The following is a 25,354-nucleotide window of genomic DNA, read 5'->3' as shown; positions in this document are numbered from 1 at the left end:
CGACGCCGTTCGCTGCCGTCGCCCGTGGCTGCTCAGTAACTGGCCACTGACAGTTTCGGATCGATCTGCCAGGTTTCGTTGACGATCTTGGCGTCGCGATAGGTCAGAACGTAGCGCACCTTGATCGGCTGCTTGCCCTCGAACTGCACGTTGGCCGTCACGGTGGCGCCCTTGGGGTTGGCCGATTCCTCCACCTTGTCGATCGACACCTTCAGAGTCCCTTGCGACTTGGTGAACTTCTCCCAGACCCCGCGGATCGCGTCAGCGCCCGCGTAGCTGCCATCCAGCGGACCACCGACCCAGGTGAGTTGGGCGTTGTCGGCGTAGCCCCGCATCAGCACGGCCAGATCGCCCGAGCCGATGGCCTGGAAGTGCGTGCGGGCGTCGTCGGCGGGTCCGGCGAACGCCGTGCCGCTGAACAGGGTCGCGAGAGCGAAAGCGGTGGCGGTGGCGGTGGCGGTGAGTCGTTTCATGATCGGTAGTCCTTAGTACGTGGGTGGAAGAAATGAGGTTGACATTGAGGTATACGGGAGCGTCGGCCGGTTTATTCCCGCCTGGGCGCAAAACTCATCGCCTCATCGCGGCATGCTTCACCCCAGCCAGTGGCTGACGGCCCGGTTCACACCATAGCCGCCGACCATCAGAAAACCGAACAGCGTGGCCGCCAGCAGCAAGGGCTTAAGGCCCGCTTGGCGGATGGCTCCCACGTGGGTACGCAGCCCGAGCGCGGCCATCGCCATGGCCAGCAGCACGGTGTCGAGCTGCACCAGGGCCGCGACCCATTGCGGCGGCAGCCACCCCAGCGAATTCACGCCGGCGGCGGCGATGAACACCAGCGCGAACCAGGGAATGGTGATGCGGGCCGCGCCACCCTGTCCGTCGGCCCGGTCGGCCCTTGACAGCGCCAGCAGGAACGGCGCAAGCATCATCACGCGCAGCATCTTGACGATGACGGCCGTGGCGGCGGCCGGCTCGCTGACGCTGCGCCCGGCGGCCACCACCTGCGCCACCTCGTGGATCGTCGAGCCCGCGTACACGCCATAGGCCTGCTCGGACAGGTGCAGGTACGGGTACAGCAGCGGGTAGGCGAACATCGCCAGCGTGCCGAACACGACCACCGTGGCCACGGCCACCGACACCTTGTGCGCCTGCGCGCGCACCACCGGCTCGGCGGCCATCACGGCGGCGGCGCCGCAGATCGCGCTGCCCGCGCCGATCAGCATCGAGGTCTGCCGGTCCAGCTTGAACACGCGCGTGCCCAGCTGCAGCGCGAGAACAAAGGTCAGCGCCACCATCAGCGCATCGATCACCACGCCGGCCCAGCCGATGGCGCCGATCTGCTGGAAGGTGATGCGAAAACCGTACAGCACGATGCCCGCGCGCAGCAGCCGGTTCTTGGAGAAATCGACCCCGGCAGCCGTGTGCGCGGCGATGGCCGGAAAGAACGTGTTGCCGGCCACGATGCCCAGCACGATGGCCAGCGTCAGCGCCGACAGGCCCCAGCGCCCCGCCCAAGGCGTCTGCGCCGCCACCATGGCGGCGGCGGCAAGTAGCCCCGCCAGCGCCAGGCCTTGCCACCAGGCACGCGTCCTCCAGGTCGGAGGCGCAGAGGTCGTGGCGGACAACGAGGTGGACATGGTCGGACTCCTTCACGGAAAACGTTGGCTGGCGCTTAGAGACCGCTATGAGCGCCGCGATGCACGTCAGCTTCCTGCATCTGGTACCATGAGTCCAATACATTCTTTTCAAGAAAACGTAACTTTAAGTTATGCGACTGAATCTTCACCTGCTGCGCGTGTTCTTCACTGTGGCTGAGCTGCGAAGCTTCTCGCGCGCGGCCGAGGCCCTGTTCATCAGCCAGCCCGCTGTCTCCAAAGCCGTGCGCGAGCTGGAATGCCAGATCGGCCTACCCTTGCTCGAACGTGGCGCGGGCGGCCCCAAGAGCGCCCGGGGCGTGCAACTGACGCCGGACGGTGCGGCGGTGTTCGAGCATGCACGGGGCATCTTTGCGCTGGAGCGGGCCGCGATCGAAGACGTGCAGGCGCGCGTGGGGCTGCAGCGCGGTCGCCTGCGGGTGGGGGCCAGCACCACCGTGGGTGCCTACTGGCTGCCCCAACTGCTGGCGGACTTTGTGCATCGCCATCCAGCCGTCGATGTGCAAGTGGTTCAGGGCAACACGCAGATGGTCTGCGAGGCCCTGCTCGACTGCCGCATCGACATCGGTCTGGTCGAGGGCGATGTGCACGACCCGCGTCTTGCAGCGCACACGTGGCGCGAGGAGCCGCTGTGCGTCGTCGCTGGCGTGCACTCGCCGCTGGCGCGCAGCCGACGCCTCACCGCCGCCACACTGAGCAGCGAGATCTGGCTGCTGCGCGAGCCGGGCTCCGGCACCCGCGACGTGGCCGACCGGCTGCTGCACGAACTCGCGATCCGGCCACAGCGATGCATAGAGATCGGCAGCAACGAAGGCATCGCCCGCGCCGTCGCGGCCGGCCTGGGGGTGGCACTGCTGCCGATGCGCGTGGTGCGCGAGCTGCTGGCGCTGCGTGAAGTGGCTGCCCTCAAGCTATCAGGCGCACCCAAGCTGGTCCGGCTCCTGTGGCGCGTGGAACTGAAGGGCCGTCCGCCGTCGCCGCTGGTGCTGGCCTGGCGTGAGGCGCTGGCGCGCCCGCTCGCGCACTGACCGGGCGCGAGCGGGCCGCTCTGCTGTCGTTGCCTTCAGGAGTAGTCGTCTGAGCTGCGCGAGTTACTGGCACCAGATCGCATTCACAAGCTGACCGAGCAGGAGTTCGTAGATGCCGTTTCCCGGGTGCACGCGATCCGAGACCAGGCCGTCAGGCAGGGATACGAGCACTTGGTCTTGCCTGACCGACCGCAGGCCGGCGACGACAAGGTGGAAAAGTTCGGCGAGTGGCTCTGACGGCAGCGATTCGCGGAACGCGATCCGCAGCGACGACTGCCGAAGTGGCTTATTGCTTCAATCGCCGATTCGATCTTAAAACCACCCTCCCGCGCCTGATCATCGCAGCGGCGCGTACGTGCGCTTGCCCGTTGCAGATGATCAGGTGGGCTGAGGGACATTGCTAATCAAGAGTACTTGTGGCGTCCCCTTGAAATCTACACACCAGGGCACCACATCGCAATTGTTTCCAAGCACCTGCAACGATTGAGCAGCGAACTAACGGTAGTGTGCGGTGGGCTGTGAAAACCGCCCAGCGAGACGTCTTCGCGCTCGACGAGTTGGCGGCCTATTTAAGGAAGGTCTGAACAACTCCGCCCCATTGCGCGACAATGCCTCACCGTGATCGGGGTGAGTGCGATGCAGCTGTCGTTCGGTGATGCCGAGGGTCTGGGGAGCCGCAAGCGCACGCGGCGCGAGGTGTTTTTGGCGGAGATGGAGCAGGTGGTGCCGTGGCAGGCGCTGCTGGGTCTGATCGAGCCGCACTACCCGAAGATGGGCCGTCCCGGTCGCCAGCCCTATCCGTTGGCGACGATGCTGCGCATCCACTTCCTGCAGCAGTGGTATGCGCTCAGCGACCCGGCGATGGAAGAAGCCTTGTACGACACGCCGGTGATGCGCCGCTTCGCGCAGTTGGGCGGGCTTGCCGACATCCCGGACGAGACGACGATCCTCAACTTCCGCCGGCTGTTGGAGACGCACGGGCTGGCCGAGAAGCTCTTCGAGCAGGTCAACGCCCATCTTCAGCGCAAGGGCCTGAGCCTGCGCAGTGGCACGATCGTGGATGCCACGATCATCAGTGCGCCGAGCTCGACCAAGAACAAGGCGGGCGAGCGCGATCCGGCGATGCACCAGACCAAGAAGGGCAACCAGTGGTTCTTCGGGATGAAGGCGCACATCGGCGTGGATGACGCGTCCGGTCTGGTGCACCACGTGGAATGCACGGCGGCGAACGTGGCCGACGTGACGCAGGTGTACAAGCTGCTGCACGGCCGGGAAGACACGGTGTGCGGCGACAGCGGCTACACGGGTGCCGAGAAGCGCGAGGAGCTGCAGGACGTGGACGCCGGACGTTCACCTCGTGAATCCCCCCTTGTGATCAAGGGGGTGGAAGTTACGTCCTGCACGTCAGAGCTGAGGCGCCTGACTCACCAAAATCAATGGGTCAACTCACCCCGGCCAGGTGGAGCAGTTTGGGTGGCCATAAGTGGGGCAGTTTGGGTGGCCGCCGGGGGTGAAGAGTGCCGGACAACTTGATTGCAATCAAAAAAGGTGGGCGGATTTGAAGCGAAACGGATGGCAGAGTTGGTCCATTATCCGTTTGCGAAACAGCAAAATTTGCGGTTGATCAGCATCCGAATTAAATGGGATATCACAGCTTCTGAGGCTCCTCCTCCCATCCAGACCCCCACCCGTGGGCTCGATACAGGGGTCTGAGTCGTTCGGCGATGTACTGCCTTCGGTCCGCCGCCCATGGGTGTGCGTGCCAGAAGAAATGCATGTTTATTCGCCTGCCTGGAGAAAGCACCACCCAGTGTTGGCAGATCTGGTCGATGTAGGTGAACAGGTCGGGGTAGTGCACACCGACTTCTGGTGTGTCTGCAACCATGGGCTGAAGGCTTGCGTAGCAGCGCAAGGTCATGTCCCTCAACTCAGGGGAGGCGACCTCCTCCGCCAACTTGGCCAATAACACCGTCGCGGTCAATGCGTCAAAGCTGCCAATCCTTACAAGACGCTTGAAGTGATCGTCGGTAAGGTCTGCAAGCTGAACCGCCCCGGCTTCTGCGGAGGCCAGTTGCTTTGAGTCAGACGTTGATCGCGGCCTGACTAGCGCGTTGGGAATGGTATCGGTCTTCGAACTCGGCAGGTGGCCTGTAGCCCAGGGGTGCCATCAGCCGATGGTGGTTGAACCAGGCGACCCATTCCAGCGTCGCCAGCTCGACCGCCTGCTTCGTCTTCCACGGCCCGCGGCGGTGAATCACCTCGGCCTTGTAGAGCCCGTTGATCGTCTCGGCCAGCGCGTTGTCGTAACTGTCACCACGGCTGCCGACGGAGGGTTCGATGCCAGCCTCGGCCAAGCGCTCGCTGTAGCGAATCGACAGGTACTGCGACCCCCTGTCGGAATGACAGATGAGCCCGTCCTTCTCGGTCGGCCGCCGGGCGTACAGCGCTTGTTCCAGAGCGTCGAGGACGAACTCCGTGTGCATCGAGCTGCTCTGGCGCCAACCGACGATCCGACGGCTGAACACGTCGATCACGAAGGCCACGTAGACCCAGCCTTGCCACGTCGAGACGTAGGTGAAGTCGGTGACCCACAGCTGGTTCGGATGGTCGGCCTTGAACTGCCGATTCACACGATCCAACGGGCATGGCGCCTTCGGGTCAGGCACCGTCGTGCGCTGTCGCTTGCCTCGGCGAACTCCCTGCAGGCCGTGCTGGCGCATCAAGCGCTCCACGGTGCAGCGTGCGATGGCGATGCCTTCTCGACGCAGTTGGTGCCAGACCTTGTCGGCACCGTAGACCCCGAAGTTCGCCTGCCACACGCGACGAATCTGCGGCGCCAGTTCAGCATCGCGCAAGCTGCGTCGGCACAGCAGCGCCGGGTCGCGTTGACAGGCCGCGTGCCGCCAGTACGCCGACGGGGCGATCTGCAGCACGCGGCAGATCGACTCGACCCCGAATTCTTGGCGATGCCGGTCGACGAACGCCTTCAGGACTTGATGCGGCGGTCGAGCTCCGCCTGGGCGAAAAACGCGCTGGCCAGCTTCAGAATCTCGTTGGCCTTGCGCAGTTCGCGCACCTCGCGCTCGAGATCTTTGATGCGCTGCGCTTCCGCCGTCGTCGGCCCATCGCGCAGGCCGTGGTCGCGCTCGTGCTGCTTGATCCAATTGTCCAGCGTCTGCGCCGTGCAACCGATCTTGCCGGCGATGGACTCGATGGCCGCCCACTGTGACGGGTGCTCATCTCGGTGCTCCAGCACCATGCGCACCGCGCGCTCGCGAACCTCGGGGGAATACTTCGAACTTCTCATCTTGGCTCCATCATCTCAAACGAGGGAGCCTCCTTCAAAGCCGGGGCGGTTCACCATCATCTCAAACGAGGGAGCCTCCTTCAAAGCCGGGGCGGTTCAAGCTGAGGCCGGCCTGATAGCTTGGCTTCGTCTCGCACGACCAGGACTTCGTTGACCTCCGGGGATAGCTTCTGCAGGAGCTTCAGTAATGCCCATTGATCTGGACTGGCTCCTTTGAGAATGTCCCAAATTGGATTGTCGAACCACTGCGCGGTACCCGGAAAGCGCTGCTCGGCCAACTCCACGGCGTCACCTGCATCGGCTTTGCGCCTTGGAACTCGGGCGCCACGCTCATAGCTGTCCCATTTACGCGGTCGATTGATTCTGTCCTCTGAGAACTGGATGAGGTGCGGCTCGAGCGCTTTCTCGATGGCGTAAGAGCTTGGCAAGCCCGACCGTAGCTTGAGCACATGAATCCAGAGCTGGGTGCGCAGCACATCAATCAGATTGCGAGGCGGCCGGCCAGGTTTGGGTGGGGTAATGATCTTGGGCATCTACTTGGATAGAGTACAAAAATTGCCCTTTTCTGTTCGGGTGGATCCGGTCGGTATTTTGGCGAACACTGCGTGACCAATGAACACACTGATGGTCATGAGCACCACACCTACCACGCCAACACCCCCACAGGCAACGAATCCACCTGTTCCAGCACCGCCTCCGCAAGCAATTGCACAAAGGCTGCATGAAGAACTTTTGGCTCTTCATGGGCCAATCTTGGGTGGAGAGCATCTCGCGCACGCGTTGGGCTATGGAACTCTCGCAGCGTTCAGGCAGGCTCGCCGACGAAACCAGGTGGATGTCACGCTTTTCACACTGCCCAATCGACGTGGTGTCTTTGCTTTGACATTAGATGTTGCGTCGTGGCTGGCTCACGCACGCCAGGTCAATCGACTGGTCCCAGATACGGAGGAGTGCCCTCTCAAGCTAACGAACTGAAATCCTTCGTCCAGAAACGCAAAAACCCGAGGCGGTCACCTCGGGTTGCTGCGTCCAGCCTATGGCCAGAACAAGGTTGCACTTGCTGGCTGAAGTATCGGCGCGACGTGCCCGTTCGTCAAGTGGCGGGGCGTACTGGATGAACTCACCCTCTCGGTACTTGACCGGGCACCGAACTCATCCAGGAGCATGCCAATGAGGCTTCCAGTACATCTTCAAAGAGAAATTGCACGACTGCACTTTTACGATCAACGCCAGTCCCACCGAGGTATCGCTGCCAGCCTTGGGCTGTCACACAGCACAGTGCGAAACATGAGAGTGCTGCTTGTTGCCAGCGAGCGGTCCTGGTTAGATCTGCAACCCCTGACCGACGACGAATGGCGCCAAACTCTGCGCAACGACAACCGGTCCATCGCTCAACGCAAGCTCGCGCCTGACTGGACTTGGGTTCAAGAGCAGATGCAACGGGCGGATGCCACGTTGGAAGTCATATGGCGAGAGTGGCGTGAATCTCACCCCGAAGGCATTGGCTACAGTTCGTTTACCCATGGCTACCGCACGTGGATCAAGTCTCGACACATTGTTATGCGTCGGGTTCATGTCCCTGGAGACAAACTGTTTGTGGACTTTGCTGGCCGCACGGTGGAAATCAGGGACCCTCAGGGTGGAGCGTCCACATTTGCTCAGATCTTCGTTGCCGTACTAGGCTATTCCAACTTAACCTATGTTGAGGCGGTCGCCAGCCAGACGACGGCTGATTGGGTTCAATGCCATGCGAATTGCTTTGCCGCCATAGGGGGTGTGCCCAACTGGGTGGTGAGTGATAACCTCAAAGCAGCCGTGTGGCGCCGTGAACGAGATCGTACCGTTCTCAATCCTGCCTACAGTGAATGCATGCAGCACTATGGCACGGTGGCTGTCCCGACGCGATCCCGCAAGCCTAAAGACAAGGCAAAGGCTGAAGTAGGGGTGCAGATCGCTCAGCGTTGGATCCTATTCCGGTTGCGTGATCGCGTCTTCTTCGATCTGGGGGAGTTGAATCAAGAACTGCGTCGCTTGACTCAAGTGATGAATACTCACCCGTTCAAGAAACTCGCGGGCAACCGTCTTGCTCGCTTTGAAAGCGATGAACGTGCGCATTTGAAGCCGCTACCCAATTCCGCATTCGAACTTTGTGACTGGAAATACGGTGTTCGCGCAGGGCACGATTACCATGTCGAACACGATGCGGCGTATTACTCGGTGCCTTACCGGTTGCGGGGTATGCGAGTCGATCTGCGCTATACCCGCCAGATCATCGAGATCTTCCATGCAGGCCAGCGTGTGGCCCTGCATGATTTGACGACCACACCTGGCGAGATTGTTACGGCGCCAGAACATCGTCCTGTTGCGCACCAACGAGTTCTCGAAGGTGAGCCATTGGCACTCTCAAGTTGGGCCAAGTCGGTTGGCCCGTATACCCAACTGATGATTGATCATCATCTGGAAAATCGCCCCGACTTGACCAACGGCCTGAAAGCAGCTCGCCGAATGCGAGAGTTGGCTCGGCTGTATGGCAATGAGCGGTTTGAAGAGGTGTGCGGCTATGCCTTCCCCCTAAACATCGTGTCACTGCGCAGTGTCGAGTCGATTATCAAGCAGCAAGCTGACCGTCAGCAAACTCGGCAGTCCAGCAGTGTTCCTCCCAAAGGTAACCACGAGAATGTCCGCGGCGGCTCGTACTTCGGAGGTGATCAATGAGTAGCGTCCACCAAACCCTTGCAAGACTGCGCGACCTCAAGCTGTCTGGTATGGCAGAGGCACTCAATCAGCAGATGAACATGCCGGGGCAGCAGCAACTGGCCTTCGAAGATCGCTTGGGCATGTTGGTGGAGCATGAGTGGGCTGAGCGAGAGAACCGAAAGCTGAAGAGGCTGATCAGAGGGGCCACATTGCCCGAAGGCGCATGCCTAGAGGACTTGGACTATCGGGCCAGCCGTAACTTGGACAAGGCGTTCGTTACTACGTTGTCGTCTTGTGAATGGATTCACCGCAAGCAGAACCTCATAATTCTGGGGGCCACTGGCGTGGGCAAGACTTGGCTGGCATGCGCCTTCGCAACCCAGGCCTGTCGGCTCAAGATGGCCGCGACGTTCTATCGCGCATCGGACTTGTACAACGACATTGCCGTGGCAACACTAGATGGATCGTTGCCGAAGCTAAAGCTGCAATTGAGCAAACCCCAACTGCTAGTGCTTGATGACTTCGGAATTGGCAATATGACGGTGCAGGCTGCACATGTACTGCTGGATGTAGTGGACAGACGCATGCGACATGGTTCTCTGTTAATCACCAGCCAGTACCCCGCGGACCAATGGCATAGCCTCTTCCCTGATCCCACCATTGCGGATGCGGTGTTGGACCGCGTGGTTCATCAAGCACACCGAATTCAATTGAAGGGTGACTCAATGCGTAAGCTGCAAGGACGGAAACGAATGCAAGCTGACTGAGACTGGTCGCGGTGTCGAAATGCTGACCAGTGTGCTGGTCCGGCACCGCGACCGCGATGCCAGCGTAAACGCCACTACGCTAACAACGTGACCGCTTTTCTAGCAGTGACTCGATCAGATGATGGCCGCGACCACAATTTCGTCGGCCGCAAACGATTGGACTGGGTGGTTGCGGCATTCTGGTCTAGGTGGACGCGAGGGGTTGGAATACGCACGTGAGCCTGACGCACTCTTTGTGGGTCTAGGTGAAGGTGCAGCAGCCCGCGTGGCCCAGGCCGCTGCGGTGGCTTGGGACACCAGTTTTTCAGGGAGAGCGATCAAGAGATGGCCATCTTTCAAGTCAGCCAAAAGGAGCTGAAGCGCAAGTGCCCGACCGAGATCCACCTTGCCAGCGCGTTGGCTGTCAGCTAGAGCTAATCTCATACAAGCGATCCTGGACTTCCTGCACATCGAAGGCATTGGGATCGAAGGGACGTCCGATCCATGCCGTCATGTCGCCATGCTCAGGGTGCGCCGGGTCGACGATGGCTTCCAAGAACTCTGCGTAGCCAGGCGTGTCACCCACGTCCTCAGGTGGGCAGGCACATGGGGAACTGCAGCTTGAGTTCGGCGGGCATGGTATCGACCCGCTCGACCTTGATTTTGTGGGCCAGTCATCCCCGAAGTCGTATGTCTAGGTGAACGTGGTGCTGTAGCCGAGCGCCTTGGTCAGCGTCACCTTCGATTCGTCGTCCATCGACTCCTCGGGCCAGTCTGGATCCGGCATGCCATACCGGCCTTGTGCGAATTCGAACTCATGCAGATGCCCGCCGCCCCAGCCCATGAGACGCAGCAAGACCACATGCAGCTTAGGCTATCAGATGCTGGCGGGCACCAACACGCGTCGCCAGACCTTGGGGCGTACACCCTGCAGCTCGACCTTGAGTTGCAGCACCTTGACGTTTCTCGTGGATGACCCGACGGGGCGACCTCCAGATCACACCGCGCGGCAAGGTGGTGCAGGGCGGTGTGGGGTACCGCTTTTCTGGAGCCTGGCAGTTGGTCGGGGAGGTCCGTGTCCATCACTACAGCGATACCGAGGGGCGGCCGGCGTTGGCCCACCTGATCGCACAGTACGAGCTGTCGAAGCGCACCATGCTGTATGGCTTCTGGGCCAAGGTGGACAATCGCGGCGGCGCGCGTATGGGGACTGCGTTTGCCACGTCGGCTGCGCTTGCAGGGCAGGAGCAGTCTGCTGTCGGACTCGGCGTGTATCACCGGTTCTGAGCACGCGAGCTCTGGGCGGCTGACGGTGATGCCTGACGTCAAGTAGCGAGACTGCTGTCCTTGTACTAGATTCAGGCATGGCCAAGCTGCTCAAGATCCGAAAGCGACATTGCCGGCCTATGTTGAGGCGGCAGTCACCACACCGGCGGAGATTGTTTTTTTCTGTCCGGAGGAGAGGCGTTGCCGATAAATGGCAATGCCCGGATGCTTCTGCCGAGTTGGACCATGAGATTCTTCACCTGTTCGGCATTCTGCAGGATGGTGGGCCGTTGGATCCTCCCGGGGGAGGAGATGCGTAGAGCGAAAGCTGTGAGCAAGTTATACCAAGTGGTATTTCGTTCTATTGTGGGACCCCAAAGGTATAAAAATGCAGTGAGTAATATCGGGCTGGTCTGGCGGGTTTTTCGCTGATCTCGCTTCAAGCCGATCTATCATCCGGGCATGAATGAGGAAATCGACCTGGATCTTGCGCTTAGAACGCTCCACACTTTGGCGTTGGAAGATGGGGATCTAGGCTACGCATATTGGACTTCCATAGCGGCCTTACTCAAGGACGCTTCCGCGATGAGGGAGCGTATCAAGGATCTCGAGCGGGAGGTCGTTCGACTTACCACCAAGCGTGCAGGATCGCGTGGGCAGGGGAAGCCCTCATGAGCCGGAAACCGAAGGTGCTTTGCCTGGACCTGGAAGGTACATTAATCAGCAATGCGGTCAGCCAGCTCCCTAGGCCGTTCCTGAAGGATTTTCTGGATGGTTGTGAGGTGTTATTCGAGCGTATAGCGATGTACACGAGCGTACCGGAGTCAACGTTCCGAACGATTGCGGCGCTTCTTGTCAGTGAAGGCGTAGTACCTGCCTGGTTTCAAGCTGTCGAATATATTGATTGGGAGGGGCCTGTTAAAGACCTCGCGTTTGTTGGCGAGGTCGCGCCGGATGAAGTGATTCTTGTCGACGACATCGATCTGGTCGTGCATGCGGAGCAGCGAAACCAGTGGGTTCGCGTCGAGCCTTTTGTGGCCCCCTATTCGGCTTCCGACGCTGAGCTGAAGCGAGTGCTCGGAGAGTTAAAGCGTAGGCTGGATGTGAGTAAGCCCAATTGACGGCTTGTCGATCGAGCCATGCGACTGGTCGTGATCCCCGCCGTCTCTGCTCGTAAAAGGGCCGCTCACGGACTGCTTTCGCAGCACCGAGCGGCCCTTCTTGTCCGCCATCTCGACGGCGTTGTAGCCCTTTAGCCCTTACTCAACTTGCGAGACCGTCCACAGGCCTTCCCCGCTGTGGCGACTCGGCTTGTATGAGAGCTCGAACCTCTGTGTCAGGACGTCGCTCCCGAGCTCGTCCGTACCGCTTGCCATGGCGAGTGCAGTGCCAGGCGCGAACTGGATGCGGAAGTAGGACCGGTAGCGCCCCTGCTTTCCTTCGAAGACGATGGACGGAAGAAGCCGGGCGAGCACGGCGCGAAGACGTTCCGGGGCAACTGCGCCCGTGAACAGCTCTTTGAGCAAGGTGGCGGGATCCGCTCCGAGCTGTGCCTCAGCCGCTTTGGCGTCGATGGCTGCTCCTCCTGCCTCGAGCGTGGCGAGCCGCGCTTCCGTCTTGCTGATTTTCTCTTTCAGCTGCGCATACTCCTGCTCGAGTGCTGGGTCATCTTCACTGGCATTGGCAATCATCCGAAGCAGCCGCTTGCCGCTGGCAGAAAGCTGATTGAGCCGCTGCTTACATGCTTGCAACTCATCGCGATGGTCGCCCGTGAGCCGCAGCCGCAGAGAGGCTCGGAAGGCCTCCAGAAACGACGGCGTCAGGAACGCTCGCAACGCATGCTCCAACAGCAGTGTCATGCCGGTGATGGCGACGGTGCCGGTCAGACGTTCACCGGGCTCTGAACGCACTTGAGCAGACGTGGTGCAACCGGCGCACAGCAACGACCGTCTGCTCTTGCTGGGTGCGGTCAGCACCAACGTGCCACTGCAGCAGCCACATGTGACCAGTCCTGCCAGAAAGTGCTTGCCGCCTCCGTAGCCTGTTCTGCTATGCGTGTTGGTGTTGCAACGATGCCAGGTTTCATCGCTCACCAATCGCAGCTCGGGGCGCGGGTAGTGAACCGGTTGAACGGCAATGCCTTTCTTGTTGGCTCTCGCCTGATAGGTTGTGGAGCCATGCCAGACGAAGACACCGCGATAGATGGTGTTGCCCAGCATGTTGCGAACGCGGCTCGGTCGCCAGAATCCTCCCTCCGGCGTGCGCTGCTTTCGCACGATTGGAATGCCATGGGTGTTGAGATGAGCCGCAATCTGATGCATCGAGCGCCCTTGCTCACGCATGGCGAAGACCTCACGTACAACCTTGGCCTCCTCTTCATTGATGACCCAGGATGTGCCGAGGCTGCGTCCGTCGCTGTCCATTGTTCGTTTGAGGTCGTATCCAAAAGGGGGGGTGGCAATCATGTAGCCGCGCTCGAGCTGGCCGATCATGCCTCGGCCAACACGTGCTCTGATTTTTCTGCTTTCTTGCTGCGCGAAGAGGCCGTGCAAACCAAACCGGAGTTGCCAGTCCGCGTCACGCGTATCGATGCCTTCGTTATGGGTGACGAGTATTTTCCGGTGGTTGTTCTCGAGCCGCCGCACGAGCAGTGCTTGCTCAACACCGTCTCTGCTCAGGCGGGATACTTCGTCCACAAAGAGGACGTCGAACTCGCCTGCGTCCCACGCCTTGAAGGCGGCGTGGTATCCCTCGAGCTTATGTATGCCAAGCTCGGTGCCTGTGATGGCACGGTCGCTGAAGATGTGCTCGTCCAACACGGTCAGACCGTGCCTTTGCGCAAGTTCTTGGCAGCATCGGACCTGGTCTTCGATGGATGTATCGCTCTGCTTGTCGTCGGAGTAACGCGCGTAAATGCCAGCTTTGAGCATGTCACCGCTCCTTCTTTGAATCGTTCAGATTGGTTTCGAACTGCATCGCTGCCAATTCGGCGAGCAAGTCAGCCAGTTCCCGCGCGGCGAGCGGCAGATCGTCAATCGGCGCTTCTCGGCGGTTGATAGGTATAGCGACGTGTTTGGGCTGGTCGCGGTCTTTTTGATTGGCTTTGGGCATGGTGATGTCCTTGGGTTCGCATGCGCTCGGCACGCGCAGGAGGACGGAAGGGCGCTTCCGTCCTCGAAGTGGGATGTGTCCTAGCGAGGCGAGCTGTGCAGCTCGCGCGCTTCAGCGCCGCGGGCGCGGTGAGAGGGCCACCACGTTCGGCGGCATGTTCTCGATGTCGGGCGTGGGTGCGTTACGCAAAGGCCGGACGATTTCCGCGCGGATCACGCGCAAGCCGGCGGGAGCGTCGTCGTGGTCCAGCGGGCGGCCGTGCAGAAGCCTCGAAACGTCTTCGGCCTTGATGTTCACGTAGCGCAGCAACTGCGAGTCAGTCTTGTGGCCGGTGATGACCTTGAGGACCGGCATGTTGCCGTTGAGCTCCAGCGCAAAGCGCGTGGCACTGGTGTGGCGCAGGTCATGAAGCCGCACGCCTTCGACTTCAGCTCGCTCACAGGCACGCTTCCAGGCTGCCTTCAGCGCCTCGTAGGTCAGCAGGAACACCCTGCTGTCAGCCGACACGGGTCCGAGCGACTCGGCGTGCTTTCGCAGTTGCTGCATCACCTCCAGCGCACCGGGGCTGAGGGGAACGGCACGCTTGCCAGCCTTGGCCGAGCGCAGGCGCAGCAGGCAGTTTTCCGCCTCGAAGTCGCGCCACGTGACATGCACGAGCGCCTCTGAGCACCGCATCGCCGACTCGAGAAGCAGGGCGAGCGCAAGCGGCACATAGGGGTTGCGGGTTGTCTCGAGCGCTTCGCAGACCCTGGACCATTCCCGGTTGGTGAGAACGCGGTCACGGCCGTTGTCGACGGTCGGCAGCTTGCGCCTGGTTGCCGGATTTCCCTCCGCGAGCTTCCATTTCCATGTGTCGCGGGCGTAGTTGAAGAACTGCCGTAGCACGGCGTGCTCCAGTCGCACAGTCGCTGCGCTCGCGCCTTCCTCAACCATGGCATCAATGAGGCTCTGGACGTCGTGGGCCGTGATGTCGGCGACGTTGGAGATCGCCAGACGCTGCCGGATGCGGTCACTTTTCTCGCTGCGGCGGCTCAGCGCATCCCGATGCCTCGAGAGCCCTTGCGGGATGCGCCGCAGTTCGGACGGCGGCTCGCAGCGCACGCTCCAGTAGACAATGGCTTGAGCGCCTTGCTCACCTGTGCCAGTCGACTGCACGGGCGCGAGTCTGAGTGTGGGCGCCTGAGCCAGGCGAAGATAGCGATTGATGCGACGAGATTCTTGCTCGCCACTCTTGAGGCCGGGTAGCCTCTCCTGTGCGTAGTCGAACAATGCCTGCGCCAAGGTGGTTTTCCATGGGCCGTCGAGCGCCGGGCGATGCGGCGCCTTCAATGACTGCTTCAGCGCTTCCTGCGCCTTGCGAGCTTCGGCCTCAGTCTGAAAGCCGGTGCGATAGATGTCCTCGCCGCGGACACGCAGTCGAAAACTCCATTTGCGGGTGGCGGGTTCGCGGTAGGGCTTAGCCATCGAGCGCTCCCGGCCGTGCATGCGGCGCTGTGCCGTGCAGGCAACGAGGGCGGGCAGGCGAGGGCATCGCCAGGGCGCAAGGGCGCCAGTCAGGGGGCAGACAAGTCACGGTCAACTCCAGTGGTTGGAGTTGCGTATAGCTTTGCCGCGGGCGCAGGTGCGCATCTTTGATCGGCCTGTTCCCGCGTTGCCGTGCGCAGTGGAGCGCAAGGCAACGACAGGGGCCTTGGGCGGTCCGCAGTCGAAAACGTCAGAAAAACGTCAGAAGACTTCTGCGAAGCGCCAACAAAAAAGGCGACCTGTGCAGGCCGCCTTTCATAACCTCTTGATCTACAAGAGATTGAATCTGGTGGCCTGGGGCGGAATCGAACCACCGACACGCGGATTTTCAATCCGCTGCTCTACCAACTGAGCTACCAGGCCTCTGGGTTTCCCCTTCGGTTTTCGCTGGCTGCGAAGCAGTGATCAGCGAAGACCTAGACTATACATCAATTTGCAGCGGTTTTCTTGCTGCGACCCAAATCGACGCCGAGCTGTTTCAATTTTCGATACAGGTGGGTGCGCTCCAGGCCCGTCTTCTCGGCCACACGGGTCATGCTGCCGCCTTCACGGGCCAGGTGGAACTCGAAGTACGCGCGCTCGAAGTCGTCGCGGGCTTCGCGCAGCGGGCGGTCGAGCTCGAAGCTCTGCTCGTGCTGCGGGCCCGTGTGAACGGGCGTGCTGACCATCGGTGCGTGGCTCATGCCGTAGCCCACCGGGGCGCGGTGCGGTTCGACGTGGCCCACCAGTTCGCTGCGGATCGGCGAGATGGTGGCGGGGCTGTTGCTCACAGCGGCATACGAAGGGGCGGCGGTGATCGGCGTGACGGTGGCCAGGTGAACCGGCGGGGTCGCGACCACGGCAGGGCGCGGGGCCGGCTTGGTCAGGCCCTGTTCCACTGCACGCAGCAGCTTCTGCATGGTGATGGGCTTCTCGAGGAAGGCCATCGCGCCGAACTTGGTGGCTTCCACAGCGGTGTCGATCGTGCCGTGGCCGGACATCATGATGACAGGCATCGTGAGCTGGCCGCCAGCCGACCATTCCTTGAGCAGCGTGACACCGTCGACATCGGGCATCCAGATGTCGAGCAGGATCAGGTCCGGCTTGCACTGTTCGCGCATCACGCGCGCCTTCGCGGCGTTCTCCGCCACTTCGACAGAGTGACCTTCGTCGGTCAGGATCTCTGATAGGAGGGCACGGATGCCCAGTTCGTCGTCAACAACAAGAATGGTGGCCATGAATGTGGAAGTGCACCGGGTATCGGGAAAACAACGCTCAGTGTCCCCGATCCGCGGTTGATTTGGATGACAGCTGTGAAAATGATAGCGAAACTTGTGCCCCGCTCCCGGGAACACCCCCTGCGGGATAGCCCGCAGCAGCGGCCACATCCCCCTGGGATTCGCCCACATTGCGCACTTTGACCAGGGCGCCGTGCTCGTCGGCGATCTTCTTGACCACCGCCAGCCCCAGGCCCGTGCCCTTGGATTTGGTCGTGATGTAGGGCTCGAAGGCGCGCTTGAGGATGTGAGGGGCGAAACCGGGGCCATTGTCGCGCACGATGAGGCGCACCGCGCGAAGGCCACCATCGGCGTGGCGGGGGGCGTCGGTGCGCACCAGCACGGTGGGCTGCCCGTGCTCGGGCGGGCGCTCTTCCAGTGCATCGAAGGCGTTCTGCACCAGGTTGTGCACCACTTGCCGCAGCAGCGTCGCATCGCCCTGAATCAACGGCAGATCCGGGGCCAGTGTCACCTGCAGTCGGCCCTGCTCAACCGCATGGCCATACAGCGCAGTCACATCCTGCACCAGCGCATTGAGGTCGAGCGGCTGCAGGCGGGCCGAGGGCAGGCGGGCGTAGTCGCGGAACTCGTTGATCAGCGTCTTGAGCGCCTGCACCTGGTTGACGATGGTGTCGACCGAGCGGCGCAGCAGGCTGCGCTCCGGCTCACCGGCGAGCTTGTCCTCCAGCTTGAGTTGCAGGCGCTCGGCCGAGAGCTGGATCGGCGTCAGCGGGTTCTTGATCTCGTGGGCCACGCGGCGGGCCACCTGACTCCAGGCCTCGGCGCGCTGGGCCGACACGACCTCGGTGAGGTCATCGAACACGATCAGCGTTTCCTGACGCGGCAGCTCGGCGCCGCGCACCAGCAGGGTCAGGGCCTCCGGGTAGTTCGGCAGCTTCAGCTCGTACGCCTCCTGCCATTGCTGGCGTTCGCCCGGCGTGGGGTCGTTGGCGTGCAGGTCGAAGCGGGCTTTCAGCGTCTGGGCGAAGTCTTCCAGGCCCGTCACATCCGACAGCGGGCGGCCGCGGTAGGCCGACAGCGGCAGACGCAGGATGCGCGTGGCGCCCGGGTTGACGGTCTCGATGTGGCCATCGGCGTCGAACACGATGACGCCCGCGCTCAGGTTGTCGAGAATGGTCTGCAGGTGGGCGCGGGCCGATTCGAGGTCGGCCACACTGCGGTCGGCCAGGGTGCGGGCGTCGGCGAGCTGCTGTGTCATGGCGGCGAACGAGCGGGTCAGGCCGCCGAGTTCATCGCCCGAGGTGAAGATGGGTTTCGGGCGCAGGTCGCCGCGGGCCACTTCGCCCACGCCTTCGGCCAGAAGTAGCAGCGGCCGGGCGAGCTGCTGCCCGAGGATGGCCGCCAGCAGGAAGGCCCCGAACACGGCCAGGATGAGGGCGAGCGTCAGCGTGCCGATGTACATGCGGCGCAGGCCTTCACGGCCGAGCGAGCGCTGCTGGTACTCACGGTAGGCCGCCTGCACGTCGAGCGCGTTGCGCACCAGGTCGGCCGGCAGTTTGAGTGTGACCATCAGGAAGTGCCCCTTGGCCTGCAGGCTGAAGCTGCGGTCGGGCATCCAGGCCAGGGCGACCAGGCGCGGGCTGGTCTCTTCCCCGGCTTCGTGCGTCGAGGGGCGGCTGTGGTCCGCGCCGTCGTCCAGTCCTTCCACCATGGCCGTGACCCCGCGGTTGCGGGCATCCTGCCGCCAGGTGAGTGGCAGGCGCTCAGCGGCGAGGATGCGCGATGCCCGGCCGCCGGCGGAATGGATGGCCTGCCCGCCTTCGTTGAGCAGCGTCACGGTGTCGGCGCCCATCTGTTCGCGCACCCGTTCGATCTCCAGCAGGCCGGGGTTGTCCGACAGGCGGTCGGCGGCCACGCGGGTCTGCTTGGCGGTGTCCCGCGTGAGGGTGTCGAGCGTGCTGCGACCCAGGTTGAGGCCGGCCTCCAGCGCACCTTCCACCCGCACGTCGAACCAGGTCTCGATGCTGCGCGAGACGAACTGGTAGGACACGGTGTAGATCAGCAGGCCGGGCAACAGCCCCACGAGCCCGAAGATGCCGGCGAGCTTGAGCAGCAGCCGGCTGCCGAACTTGCGGGCGCGCAGCCGCAGTGCGAGGCGGCCCAGGGCCAGCAGGATGACCACGCCGAGCAGCGCGGCCACGGTGACGTTGGTCCAGAAGAGCCAGGTGAAATGCGGCTCGAGCCGCTCGCTGTTCTGGGTGGCGAAGACGAGCAGGAAGGCGAGGATCAGGCCGGTGGCCGTCATGGCGACACCGGAGACGATCCACGCCCAGCGGTTGGGCTTGATCGGGCTCATGAGGGGGGCATCAGACCGGCGGCACCGGCACGCGGCGCTCGACGGACACGTTCCAGTTCGGCTGGCCGCCGAGGCCGATTTGCAGGGGGCGTGGCAGCTCGTTGGGGTCCAGCATGAAGCGGAAGGCGACCTCGTAGTCCTGTTCGTCGGCGTACGCGACGGGCTCGGCGATGCGCCAGCGGTTGGTGCGGCGCAGTGCGTCCAGCGCGTCGCCGAGCTGGTTGTACTGGCGGCTCAGGCCATCGAAGCTCACGCGCCAGTGCCGGGTGAGCGGCTGGTAGGCCAGGCGCCAGCGGCGCACGGCCCGGGCGCGGGTCTGGTCGAGCCAGTACCAGCGCGGGCGCAGCAGTTCTGCGCGTGCCACGAAGGTGACCGCCACGCCCTTGCCGAGCGCCGACTCGATGTCGTCCGGGAGATCGAAGCGCACGTCGTAGCTGAGCAGCAGGCCTTCATCGGCCCGTTGCACCGCCAGTCGGTTGAGCACCAGGCCGGCTTGCGGAGCAGCCTCGGCCAGCGCTGCACGCCCCGCGACCGCCATCGGCATGGCGAGCAGGGCGGAGGCACTGCGTTGCAGCAACTCTCGGCGGCGCATCTGGGGCATCACGCACCTGGAGGTGTACGGGTCAACAAGGCGTAGAAGAAGCCGTCGCCGCGGTCGGCATGGCCAGGGTCAAGGTATTCGACCACAGGCAGCAGGTGGCCGGGGGAGGGCAGAACGCGGGCGTCCGGCGTGCGTTGCAAAAACGCGTCGACCCGATCCTGGCCCTCCATGCGGAAGACCGAGCAGGTGCAGTACAGCAGGTGGCCGCCGGGGCGCAGCAGGGGCCACAGGGCGTCGAGGATGGCGTCCTGCGTGCGGGCCAGCGCGGCGATGTCCGATTCGCGACGCAGCCAGCGCACGTCCGGATGGCGGCGCACGATGCCCGACGCGCTGCAGGGCGCATCCAGCAGGATGGCGTCGAAGGGCTGGCCATCCCACCAGCCGGCGGGTTGGCTGGCGTCGGCAGCCAGGGTGCGGGCGCGCAGGCCCAGGCGCGCCAGCGTGTCGTTGACACGGGTCAGGCGCTCCGGGTCGGCGTCCAGCGCGGTCACGTCCAAGTCGGCCAGTTCCAGCAGGTGGGCCGTCTTGCCGCCGGGGGCGGCGCAGGCGTCGAGCACCCTGGCACCCGCAGGCAAGGCCCGGCCGCTGGCATGCACCAGCAGCGGAGCGGCGATCTGGGCCGCGGCGTCCTGCACGGACACGTCGCCCGCGTCGAAGCCGGGCAGGCGCTGCACCGGCACGCCGTGCGGCAACACGATGGGCGAGGGCGCTCCGGGCACCTCGGGTGCGGGCGGCGGGGCGTCGGTGGGCAGCAGCCCGGCTTCCACCAACCGCGCGTGGTAATCCGCCACGCTGCCATGCCGGGTGTTGACCCGCAGTGTCATCGGGGGCTGTTCCTGGTTGGCCATGAGAATGGCCTGCCAGTGTTCGGGCCAGTCCTTCTGAAGCCGCTTGATCCACCAGGCCGGGTGGTTGAAGCGCGCGAGCGGGTCTTCTTCCAGTTCGGCCAGCAGGGCCTCCTGTTCACGCAGGAAACGGCGCAGCACGGCGTTGACGAAGCCGCTGGCGGCCTTGTTGCGGCGTTTGGTCGCTTCCACAGCCTGGTCGACCAGCGTGTGGCCGGCGTATTCCGGGCCGCTGGCCAGCGCCAGTGCCGACAGCAGCAGGGCATCGACCCACGGGGCGGGTGCCTTGGGCACCAGCTTGTTGCGCAGCGCCTGGGCCAGGCCCAGCCGGCGGAGCACCGCAAACGACAGGGCCTGCGCGCCCGGACGCTGTGCGGCCGGCTGCCCGGCCAGCACGTCGGTGAGCGAGCGGCCCTCACGCACCGCGGCCACGGCCTCGGCGCACCCGGTCAGCAGCTGCCACAGCGGCAGGCTGCCGCCCGGTGGCGCGGCGTGCGGCCCGGAGGCCGGGGTGGATCGGGGCGGGGTACGGCGAGGCGGAGGCTGTTGGCGCATGGCGCGCAGTCTATGCGCTGCCGTGGCCGTGGGCAGGCCAGGCCGGCGTCAGGTGCCCAGGAAATGCCGGCGGTAGCGCGATGGCAGGTCAGCGATGCGCATGAGCATCGGCAGGTCGGCGGTGTGGAAGTCGGGGTCCCACGCCGGGGCGCCGAGCACCTTGGCGCCCACGCGCAGGTAGCCCTTGATCAGCGCGGGCGGCTCGACCTGCAGGTGGCGGTCCAGTTCGTCGACCGGCAGCGGCAGGCGGGGGCGCACTTGCAGGTCGATCGGGGCGAGGTGTGTGTGGCGCAGCTGCTCCCACAGGCTGGCGGCCACGTGGCCACCGTCGCGCATGCTGATGCTGGCGCAGCCCACCATGGTATCGAGCTCGTTGCGCACCATGAACTCGGCCAGAGCGCCCCACAGCGCCATGATGGCGCCGCCGTGGCGGTGGTCCGGGTGCACGCACGAGCGGCCCAGCTCCACCATGCGGCTGCGCATCGGGCGCAGGCGGGTCAGGTCGAATTCGGTCTCGCTGTACAGGCCGCCCACGCGGCGGGCTGCGTCCGGGGTCAGCACGCGGTAGGTGCCGATCACGTCGCCAGGCTCGCCATCGGTGCCCATCAGGCGCACCAGCAGGTGCTCGCAGTAGGGGTCGAACAGGTCGATGTCGTGACCGGGCGGGCTGCCGGCGGGCACATTCAGGCGCGCGCCCATTTCATCCGCGAAGACACGGTACCTCAGTCGTTGAGCGGCGCGAACATCTTCTTCAGAGCTTGCCCAAACGACCGCCAGGCCGGCGCGGCTGGCCGCGTCTTCACCGTGCGCTGCGCCCGGATGAAGTGACCTCCGGGCGGCACGGGTCTCGGCCGACAGGCGGGTGGACAGGTCTGCCATCGGCAGCGTGGGCAGAGGCAGGTCACGCATGGTCATCTCCAGGGGCTTCGTGGACATGAGCCTCGACTGTGGGCAGGTGGGGTGACGTGCCCATGAACCTGGCGTGACAGTTGCATGACGCACCGGCGATCCGGCCGTGATGGGTGTCAACCCTGAGGCCGCACACCCCGGGTACGGGGGTGCCCACTGTTACGATCAAGCCATGAGCATCCAGATCTTCGGCCTGCCGGTGTCACGCGGCGTGGCCATCGGCCGCGCCGTGCTGGTGGCGTCCAGCCGGGTGGACGTGCCGCACGTCTTCATCGACCCCACCCTGATCGAATCGGAGGTGGGGCGGCTGCTGAGCGCGCGCGACGTGGTGGCCACCGAGTTCGAGGTGCTCAAGCGCGATCTGCCTGCCGATGCGCCGGCGGAACTGGCGGCGCTGCTCGATGTGCACCTGATGCTGGTGCAGGACGAGGCCCTGGTGGGCGCGTCGGCCGACTGGATCCGCGAGCGCCACTACAACGCGGAGTGGGCGGTGTCCGCGCAGCTCGAGGTGCTGGCGCGCCAGTTCGACGAGATGGACGATCCGTACATCCGCGAACGCAAGGCCGACCTGGAGCAGGTGGTGGAGCGCCTGCTGCGCAGCCTGAGCAAGGGCAAGCCATCGGCCGTGCCCGATGGGGGTGAGCACCGCGACTTCGGTGGCGACGAACCGCTGGTGCTGGTGGCCAGCGACATCGCGCCCGCGGACATGCTGAACTTCAAGCGCAGCGTGTTCAAGGGCTTCGTGACCGACGTCGGGGGCAAGACCTCGCACACGGCCATCGTGGCGCGCAGCATGGACATTCCGGCCGTGGTGGGGGCCCGCCAGGCCAGCCACCTCATCCGTCAGGACGATTGCATCATCATTGATGGGGATGCCGGCCTGGTCATCGTCGACCCGTCGCCCATCGTGCTGGAGGAGTACCGCTTCCGGCAGCGTCAGAGTGAGCTCGAGCGCGGGCGGCTGGCCCGTCTGCGCCACACGCCGGCGGTCACGCTCGATGGCGAGCGCGTCGAACTGCTCGCCAATATCGAGATGCCGGAGGACGCCCCGGCGGCACTGGAAGCGGGCTCGGTGGGCGTCGGGCTGTTCCGCTCCGAGTTCCTGTTCATGAACCGCGGCGGCAACCTGCCCGATGAAGAGGAGCAGTACGACGCCTACCGCCGTGCCGTCGAGTCGATGAAGGGCCTGCCCGTCACGATCCGCACGGTCGACATCGGCGCCGACAAGCCGCTCGATGGGCTGTCGGCTGCAGAGCTGCGACATGAATCCGTGCTGAACCCGGCGCTGGGCCTGCGGGCCATCCGCTGGAGCCTCTCCGAGCCGAGCATGTTCCGTCGACAGCTGCGGGCGCTGTACCGCGCGGCGGTGCACGGGCCGGTGAAGATCCTGATTCCGATGCTGGCCAGCCAGCGCGAGATCACGCAGACGATGGAGCACATCGCCCACGCGAAGCGCCAGCTGACCGAGGCCGGCCGCTCCTTTGGCGAGGTGCAGCTCGGGGCCATGATCGAGGTGCCAGCCGCGGCCTTGACCCTGCCCCTGTTCCTGAAGCACTTCGATTTCCTGTCGATCGGCACGAACGACCTCATCCAGTACACGCTCGCGATCGACCGCGCTGACGAGGCCGTGGCCCACCTGTACGACGCGTGGCACCCTGCGGTCCTGCAACTCGTGGCCAACACCATCACCCAGGCCCGTGCCGCGGGCAAAGGCGTGAGTGTGTGTGGCGAAATGGCGGGCGACCCGGCCTTCACCGAGCTGCTGCTGGCCATGGGGCTGCGCAGCTTCTCGATGCACCCCACGCAGGTGGCGTCGGTCAAGCAGCGCGTGCTGCGGGCCGACACGCGCCGCCTGGCGCCTCTGCTTGATCAGGTTCTCTACAGCGAAGACCCCGAAGCCGCCTGCGAAAGCCTGTTGTCGCAGACGAACGGCGGGGCCTCCCCGGTGGCGCGCCGAGCCTGACCCGCTAGGCCGCGATCAGCGCTGGCCCAGCGTTTCCCAGCGCTCCAGCAACGCCAGCAGCGCCTCGTCAATCTCCTCGACGCGGGCATGCATGGCCGCCACGTTCGCGCCTTCCTTGCTGTAGATGTCGGGATCGGCGAGCTGCTTGTTCAGTTCAGCCTGTTCGGTCTCCAGCGCCTCGATGCGGGCGGGCAGCTCGTCGAGCTCACGCTGTTCCTTGTAGCTCAGCTTGCGTTTCGGCTGGGCCACCACGGCGGCTACCGGGGCCACGGCGGGCGCGGTGTCGGCGGCGACGCTCACCGGTGTGCGCGTGTCGGCTTCCGGCGTCTGCTTGACGGCGGCGGCAATGGCGGCTGCCCCCGGCTTGCCGGCCGCAATGGCCTGCGCGCGGCGCGACTGGATCAGCCAGTCTTCGACGCCGCCTTCGTATTCGCGCCAGTGACCGTTGCCCTCGGCCACCAGGGTCGAGGTGACGACGTTGTCCAGGAAGCGCCGGTCATGGCTGACCAGGAAGACGGTGCCCGGGTACTCGGCGAGCAGGTCTTCGAGCAGGTCGAGCGTGTCGATGTCAAGGTCGTTGGTGGGTTCGTCGAGCACCAGCACGTTGCTCGGCTTGGCGAACAGGCGCGCCAGCAGCAGGCGGTTGCGCTCGCCGCCGCTGAGCGTGCGCACGGGCGAGTTGGCCCGCGCTGGCGAGAACAGGAAGTCCTGCAGATAGCCCATCACGTGCTTGCGCGAGCCGTTGATCTCGATCCACTCGCTGCCCGGGCTGATGAAGTCGGCCAGCGTGGCGTCGAGGTCGAGGTGGTCACGCATCTGGTCAAAGTACGCCACGGCCAGGTTGGCGCCTTGCTTCACGGTGCCGCTGTCGGGTGCCAGTTCCCCCAGGATCATCTTCAGCAGCGTGGTCTTGCCCGCGCCGTTGGAGCCGACCAGGCCGACCTTGTCGCCCCGCAGGATGGTGCCCGTGAACCCCTTGACGATGGTGCGCCCGCCATAGGACTTGGAGACGTCTTCGAGTTCCGCCACGATCTTGCCGCTGCGGTCGCCCTGCGAGACCTCAAGCTTGACGCGGCCCACCACGTCGCGGCGCGACGAGCGCGCGGCACGCAGGCCTTCCAGCCGCTTGATGCGCGCCACCGAGCGCGTGCGGCGGGCTTCCACGCCCTTGCGGATCCACACCTCTTCCTGCGCCAGCAGCTTGTCGAAGCGGGCGTTGGCGACGGCCTCGTCGGCCAGTTCCTGCTCCTTCAGCGTCTGGTAGGCGGCGAAGTTGCCGGGATAGCTGCGCAGCTGGCCGCGGTCGAGCTCGACGATGCGGGTGCACACGTTGTCCAGGAAGGCGCGGTCGTGGGAGATCAGCAGGATGCTGCCCTTGAAGTCCTTGAGCAGATCCTCCAGCCACGTGATGGCATCCAGGTCCAGGTGGTTGGTGGGCTCGTCAAGGAAGAGCACATCGGGGCTGGCCACCAGGGCGCGGGCCAGGGCAACGCGCTTCTTCATGCCGCCCGAGAGGCTCGCAATCGGCAGGTCGGCCGAGAGGTTCAGGCGCTGCAGGGTTTCTTCGACGCGCT

General features: G+C 64.2%; 19 protein-coding genes, 1 tRNA gene, 2 pseudogenes and 1 other annotated feature. Of the genes and pseudogenes, 7 read left to right on the top strand and 15 right to left on the bottom strand.

Annotated elements, in window-relative coordinates:
- Positions 1-32 precede the first annotated feature (32 nt).
- The gene (locus Q0Z44_RS12295) at positions 33-473 is read right to left on the bottom strand and encodes a nuclear transport factor 2 family protein (protein WP_066708472.1); all 441 of its coding nucleotides are present in this window, start codon (positions 471-473) and stop codon (positions 33-35) included.
- Between the two features lie 117 nt (positions 474-590).
- On the bottom strand, positions 591-1,637 hold the full coding sequence (locus tag Q0Z44_RS12290) for a YeiH family protein (protein ID WP_066708475.1): 1,047 nt from the start codon (positions 1,635-1,637) through the stop codon (positions 591-593).
- A 131-nt stretch (positions 1,638-1,768) separates the two neighbouring features.
- Here Q0Z44_RS12290 and Q0Z44_RS12285 point away from each other — a divergent pair, with 131 nt between their 5' ends.
- Both Q0Z44_RS12285 and Q0Z44_RS12280 read left to right on the top strand, forming a co-directional pair.
- On the top strand, positions 1,769-2,683 hold the full coding sequence (locus Q0Z44_RS12285) for a LysR substrate-binding domain-containing protein (RefSeq protein ID WP_200899120.1): 915 nt from the start codon (positions 1,769-1,771) through the stop codon (positions 2,681-2,683).
- 636 nt (positions 2,684-3,319) lie between these two features.
- Positions 3,320-4,015, top strand: a pseudogene (locus tag Q0Z44_RS12280) (IS5 family transposase); the annotation flags it as partial.
- 749 nt (positions 4,016-4,764) lie between these two features.
- Here the strand turns inward: Q0Z44_RS12280 and Q0Z44_RS12275 are convergent.
- Positions 4,765-5,990, bottom strand: a protein-coding gene (locus Q0Z44_RS12275; RefSeq protein WP_152987635.1) for an IS3 family transposase whose coding sequence is annotated in 2 segments (ribosomal slippage) — positions 4,765-5,705 and positions 5,705-5,990 — 1,227 coding nt in all. Because the reading frame shifts where the segments join, the coding sequence is not laid out codon by codon here.
- Positions 5,599-5,715 (bottom strand) — a sequence feature (AL1L pseudoknot). It overlaps the preceding gene by 117 nt.
- 80 nt (positions 5,991-6,070) lie before the next feature.
- Entirely contained in the window at positions 6,071-6,523 is a 453-nt protein-coding gene (locus Q0Z44_RS12270; RefSeq protein WP_298013140.1) for a hypothetical protein, read from the bottom strand.
- A gap of 631 nt (positions 6,524-7,154) precedes the next feature.
- Between Q0Z44_RS12270 and istA the strand changes: the two genes are divergently transcribed.
- Complete coding sequence (gene istA, locus Q0Z44_RS12265; RefSeq protein WP_366517616.1) at positions 7,155-8,705, top strand: IS21 family transposase; 1,551 nt, start codon at positions 7,155-7,157, stop codon at positions 8,703-8,705.
- On the top strand, positions 8,702-9,454 hold the full coding sequence (gene istB / locus Q0Z44_RS12260; RefSeq protein WP_298013136.1) for an IS21-like element helper ATPase IstB: 753 nt from the start codon (positions 8,702-8,704) through the stop codon (positions 9,452-9,454). The genes istA and istB overlap by 4 nt, the downstream gene beginning before the upstream one ends.
- Before the next feature lie 403 nt (positions 9,455-9,857).
- On the opposite strand, the pseudogene Q0Z44_RS12255 reads toward istB, so the two are convergent.
- A pseudogene (locus Q0Z44_RS12255) lies at positions 9,858-10,388 on the bottom strand (plasmid pRiA4b ORF-3 family protein).
- Between the two features lie 17 nt (positions 10,389-10,405).
- On the opposite strand from Q0Z44_RS12255, the gene Q0Z44_RS12250 reads away from it, so the two are divergent.
- The gene (locus tag Q0Z44_RS12250; RefSeq protein ID WP_298013134.1) at positions 10,406-10,720 is read left to right on the top strand and encodes a hypothetical protein; all 315 of its coding nucleotides are present in this window, start codon (positions 10,406-10,408) and stop codon (positions 10,718-10,720) included.
- A gap of 650 nt (positions 10,721-11,370) precedes the next feature.
- Entirely contained in the window at positions 11,371-11,820 is a 450-nt protein-coding gene (locus tag Q0Z44_RS12245; protein WP_298013132.1) for an NIF family HAD-type phosphatase, read from the top strand.
- Between the two features lie 138 nt (positions 11,821-11,958).
- Here Q0Z44_RS12245 and Q0Z44_RS12240 read toward each other — a convergent pair whose 3' ends face one another.
- From Q0Z44_RS12240 to Q0Z44_RS12200, 9 genes are all read right to left on the bottom strand, one after another.
- Positions 11,959-13,629 (bottom strand): recombinase family protein, encoded by a 1,671-nt coding sequence (locus Q0Z44_RS12240; RefSeq protein WP_298013130.1) that lies wholly within the window; start codon positions 13,627-13,629, stop codon positions 11,959-11,961.
- A gap of 1 nt (position 13,630) precedes the next feature.
- Positions 13,631-13,810 carry a hypothetical protein gene (locus Q0Z44_RS12235; protein ID WP_298013128.1) on the bottom strand — a complete coding sequence of 60 codons (180 nt, stop codon included), beginning with the start codon at positions 13,808-13,810 and terminating at the stop codon, positions 13,631-13,633.
- Between the two features lie 111 nt (positions 13,811-13,921).
- Positions 13,922-15,274 (bottom strand): site-specific integrase, encoded by a 1,353-nt coding sequence (locus tag Q0Z44_RS12230; RefSeq protein ID WP_298013126.1) that lies wholly within the window; start codon positions 15,272-15,274, stop codon positions 13,922-13,924.
- A 347-nt stretch (positions 15,275-15,621) separates the two neighbouring features.
- Positions 15,622-15,697 (bottom strand) — tRNA-Phe (locus Q0Z44_RS12225).
- 65 nt (positions 15,698-15,762) lie between these two features.
- Positions 15,763-16,551 (bottom strand): response regulator, encoded by a 789-nt coding sequence (locus Q0Z44_RS12220; protein ID WP_298013124.1) that lies wholly within the window; start codon positions 16,549-16,551, stop codon positions 15,763-15,765.
- Between the two features lie 37 nt (positions 16,552-16,588).
- Positions 16,589-18,907 (bottom strand): ATP-binding protein, encoded by a 2,319-nt coding sequence (locus tag Q0Z44_RS12215; protein WP_298013121.1) that lies wholly within the window; start codon positions 18,905-18,907, stop codon positions 16,589-16,591.
- 10 nt (positions 18,908-18,917) lie between these two features.
- The gene (locus Q0Z44_RS12210) at positions 18,918-19,508 is read right to left on the bottom strand and encodes a DUF4390 domain-containing protein (protein ID WP_298013119.1); all 591 of its coding nucleotides are present in this window, start codon (positions 19,506-19,508) and stop codon (positions 18,918-18,920) included.
- Positions 19,508-20,908, bottom strand: coding sequence for a 16S rRNA (cytosine(967)-C(5))-methyltransferase RsmB (gene rsmB, locus Q0Z44_RS12205; RefSeq protein WP_298013117.1), 1,401 nt, complete (start codon positions 20,906-20,908; stop codon positions 19,508-19,510). Before rsmB ends, Q0Z44_RS12210 begins: the two co-directional genes overlap by 1 nt.
- A 48-nt stretch (positions 20,909-20,956) precedes the next feature.
- Positions 20,957-21,817 carry a GNAT family N-acyltransferase gene (locus tag Q0Z44_RS12200; RefSeq protein WP_298013152.1) on the bottom strand — a complete coding sequence of 287 codons (861 nt, stop codon included), beginning with the start codon at positions 21,815-21,817 and terminating at the stop codon, positions 20,957-20,959.
- A 172-nt stretch (positions 21,818-21,989) separates the two neighbouring features.
- On the opposite strand from Q0Z44_RS12200, the gene ptsP reads away from it, so the two are divergent.
- Positions 21,990-23,780: a phosphoenolpyruvate--protein phosphotransferase gene (ptsP, locus tag Q0Z44_RS12195; RefSeq protein WP_109037353.1), complete on the top strand. Its 1,791-nt coding sequence runs from the start codon at positions 21,990-21,992 to the stop codon at positions 23,778-23,780.
- 15 nt (positions 23,781-23,795) lie between these two features.
- On the opposite strand, the gene Q0Z44_RS12190 is transcribed toward ptsP, so the two are convergent.
- On the bottom strand, positions 23,796-25,354 hold a 1,559-nt coding region (locus Q0Z44_RS12190; RefSeq protein WP_298013114.1), incomplete at its 5' end, for an ATP-binding cassette domain-containing protein.

Origin of the sequence: uncultured Aquabacterium sp. (assembly GCF_947366995.1) — a bacterium.
In the GTDB taxonomy this organism is placed as follows: domain Bacteria; phylum Pseudomonadota; class Gammaproteobacteria; order Burkholderiales; family Burkholderiaceae_C; genus Aquabacterium.
The sequence above is the reverse complement of the archived record's forward strand: the minus strand, read 5'-3'. Positions and strand labels throughout refer to the sequence as shown.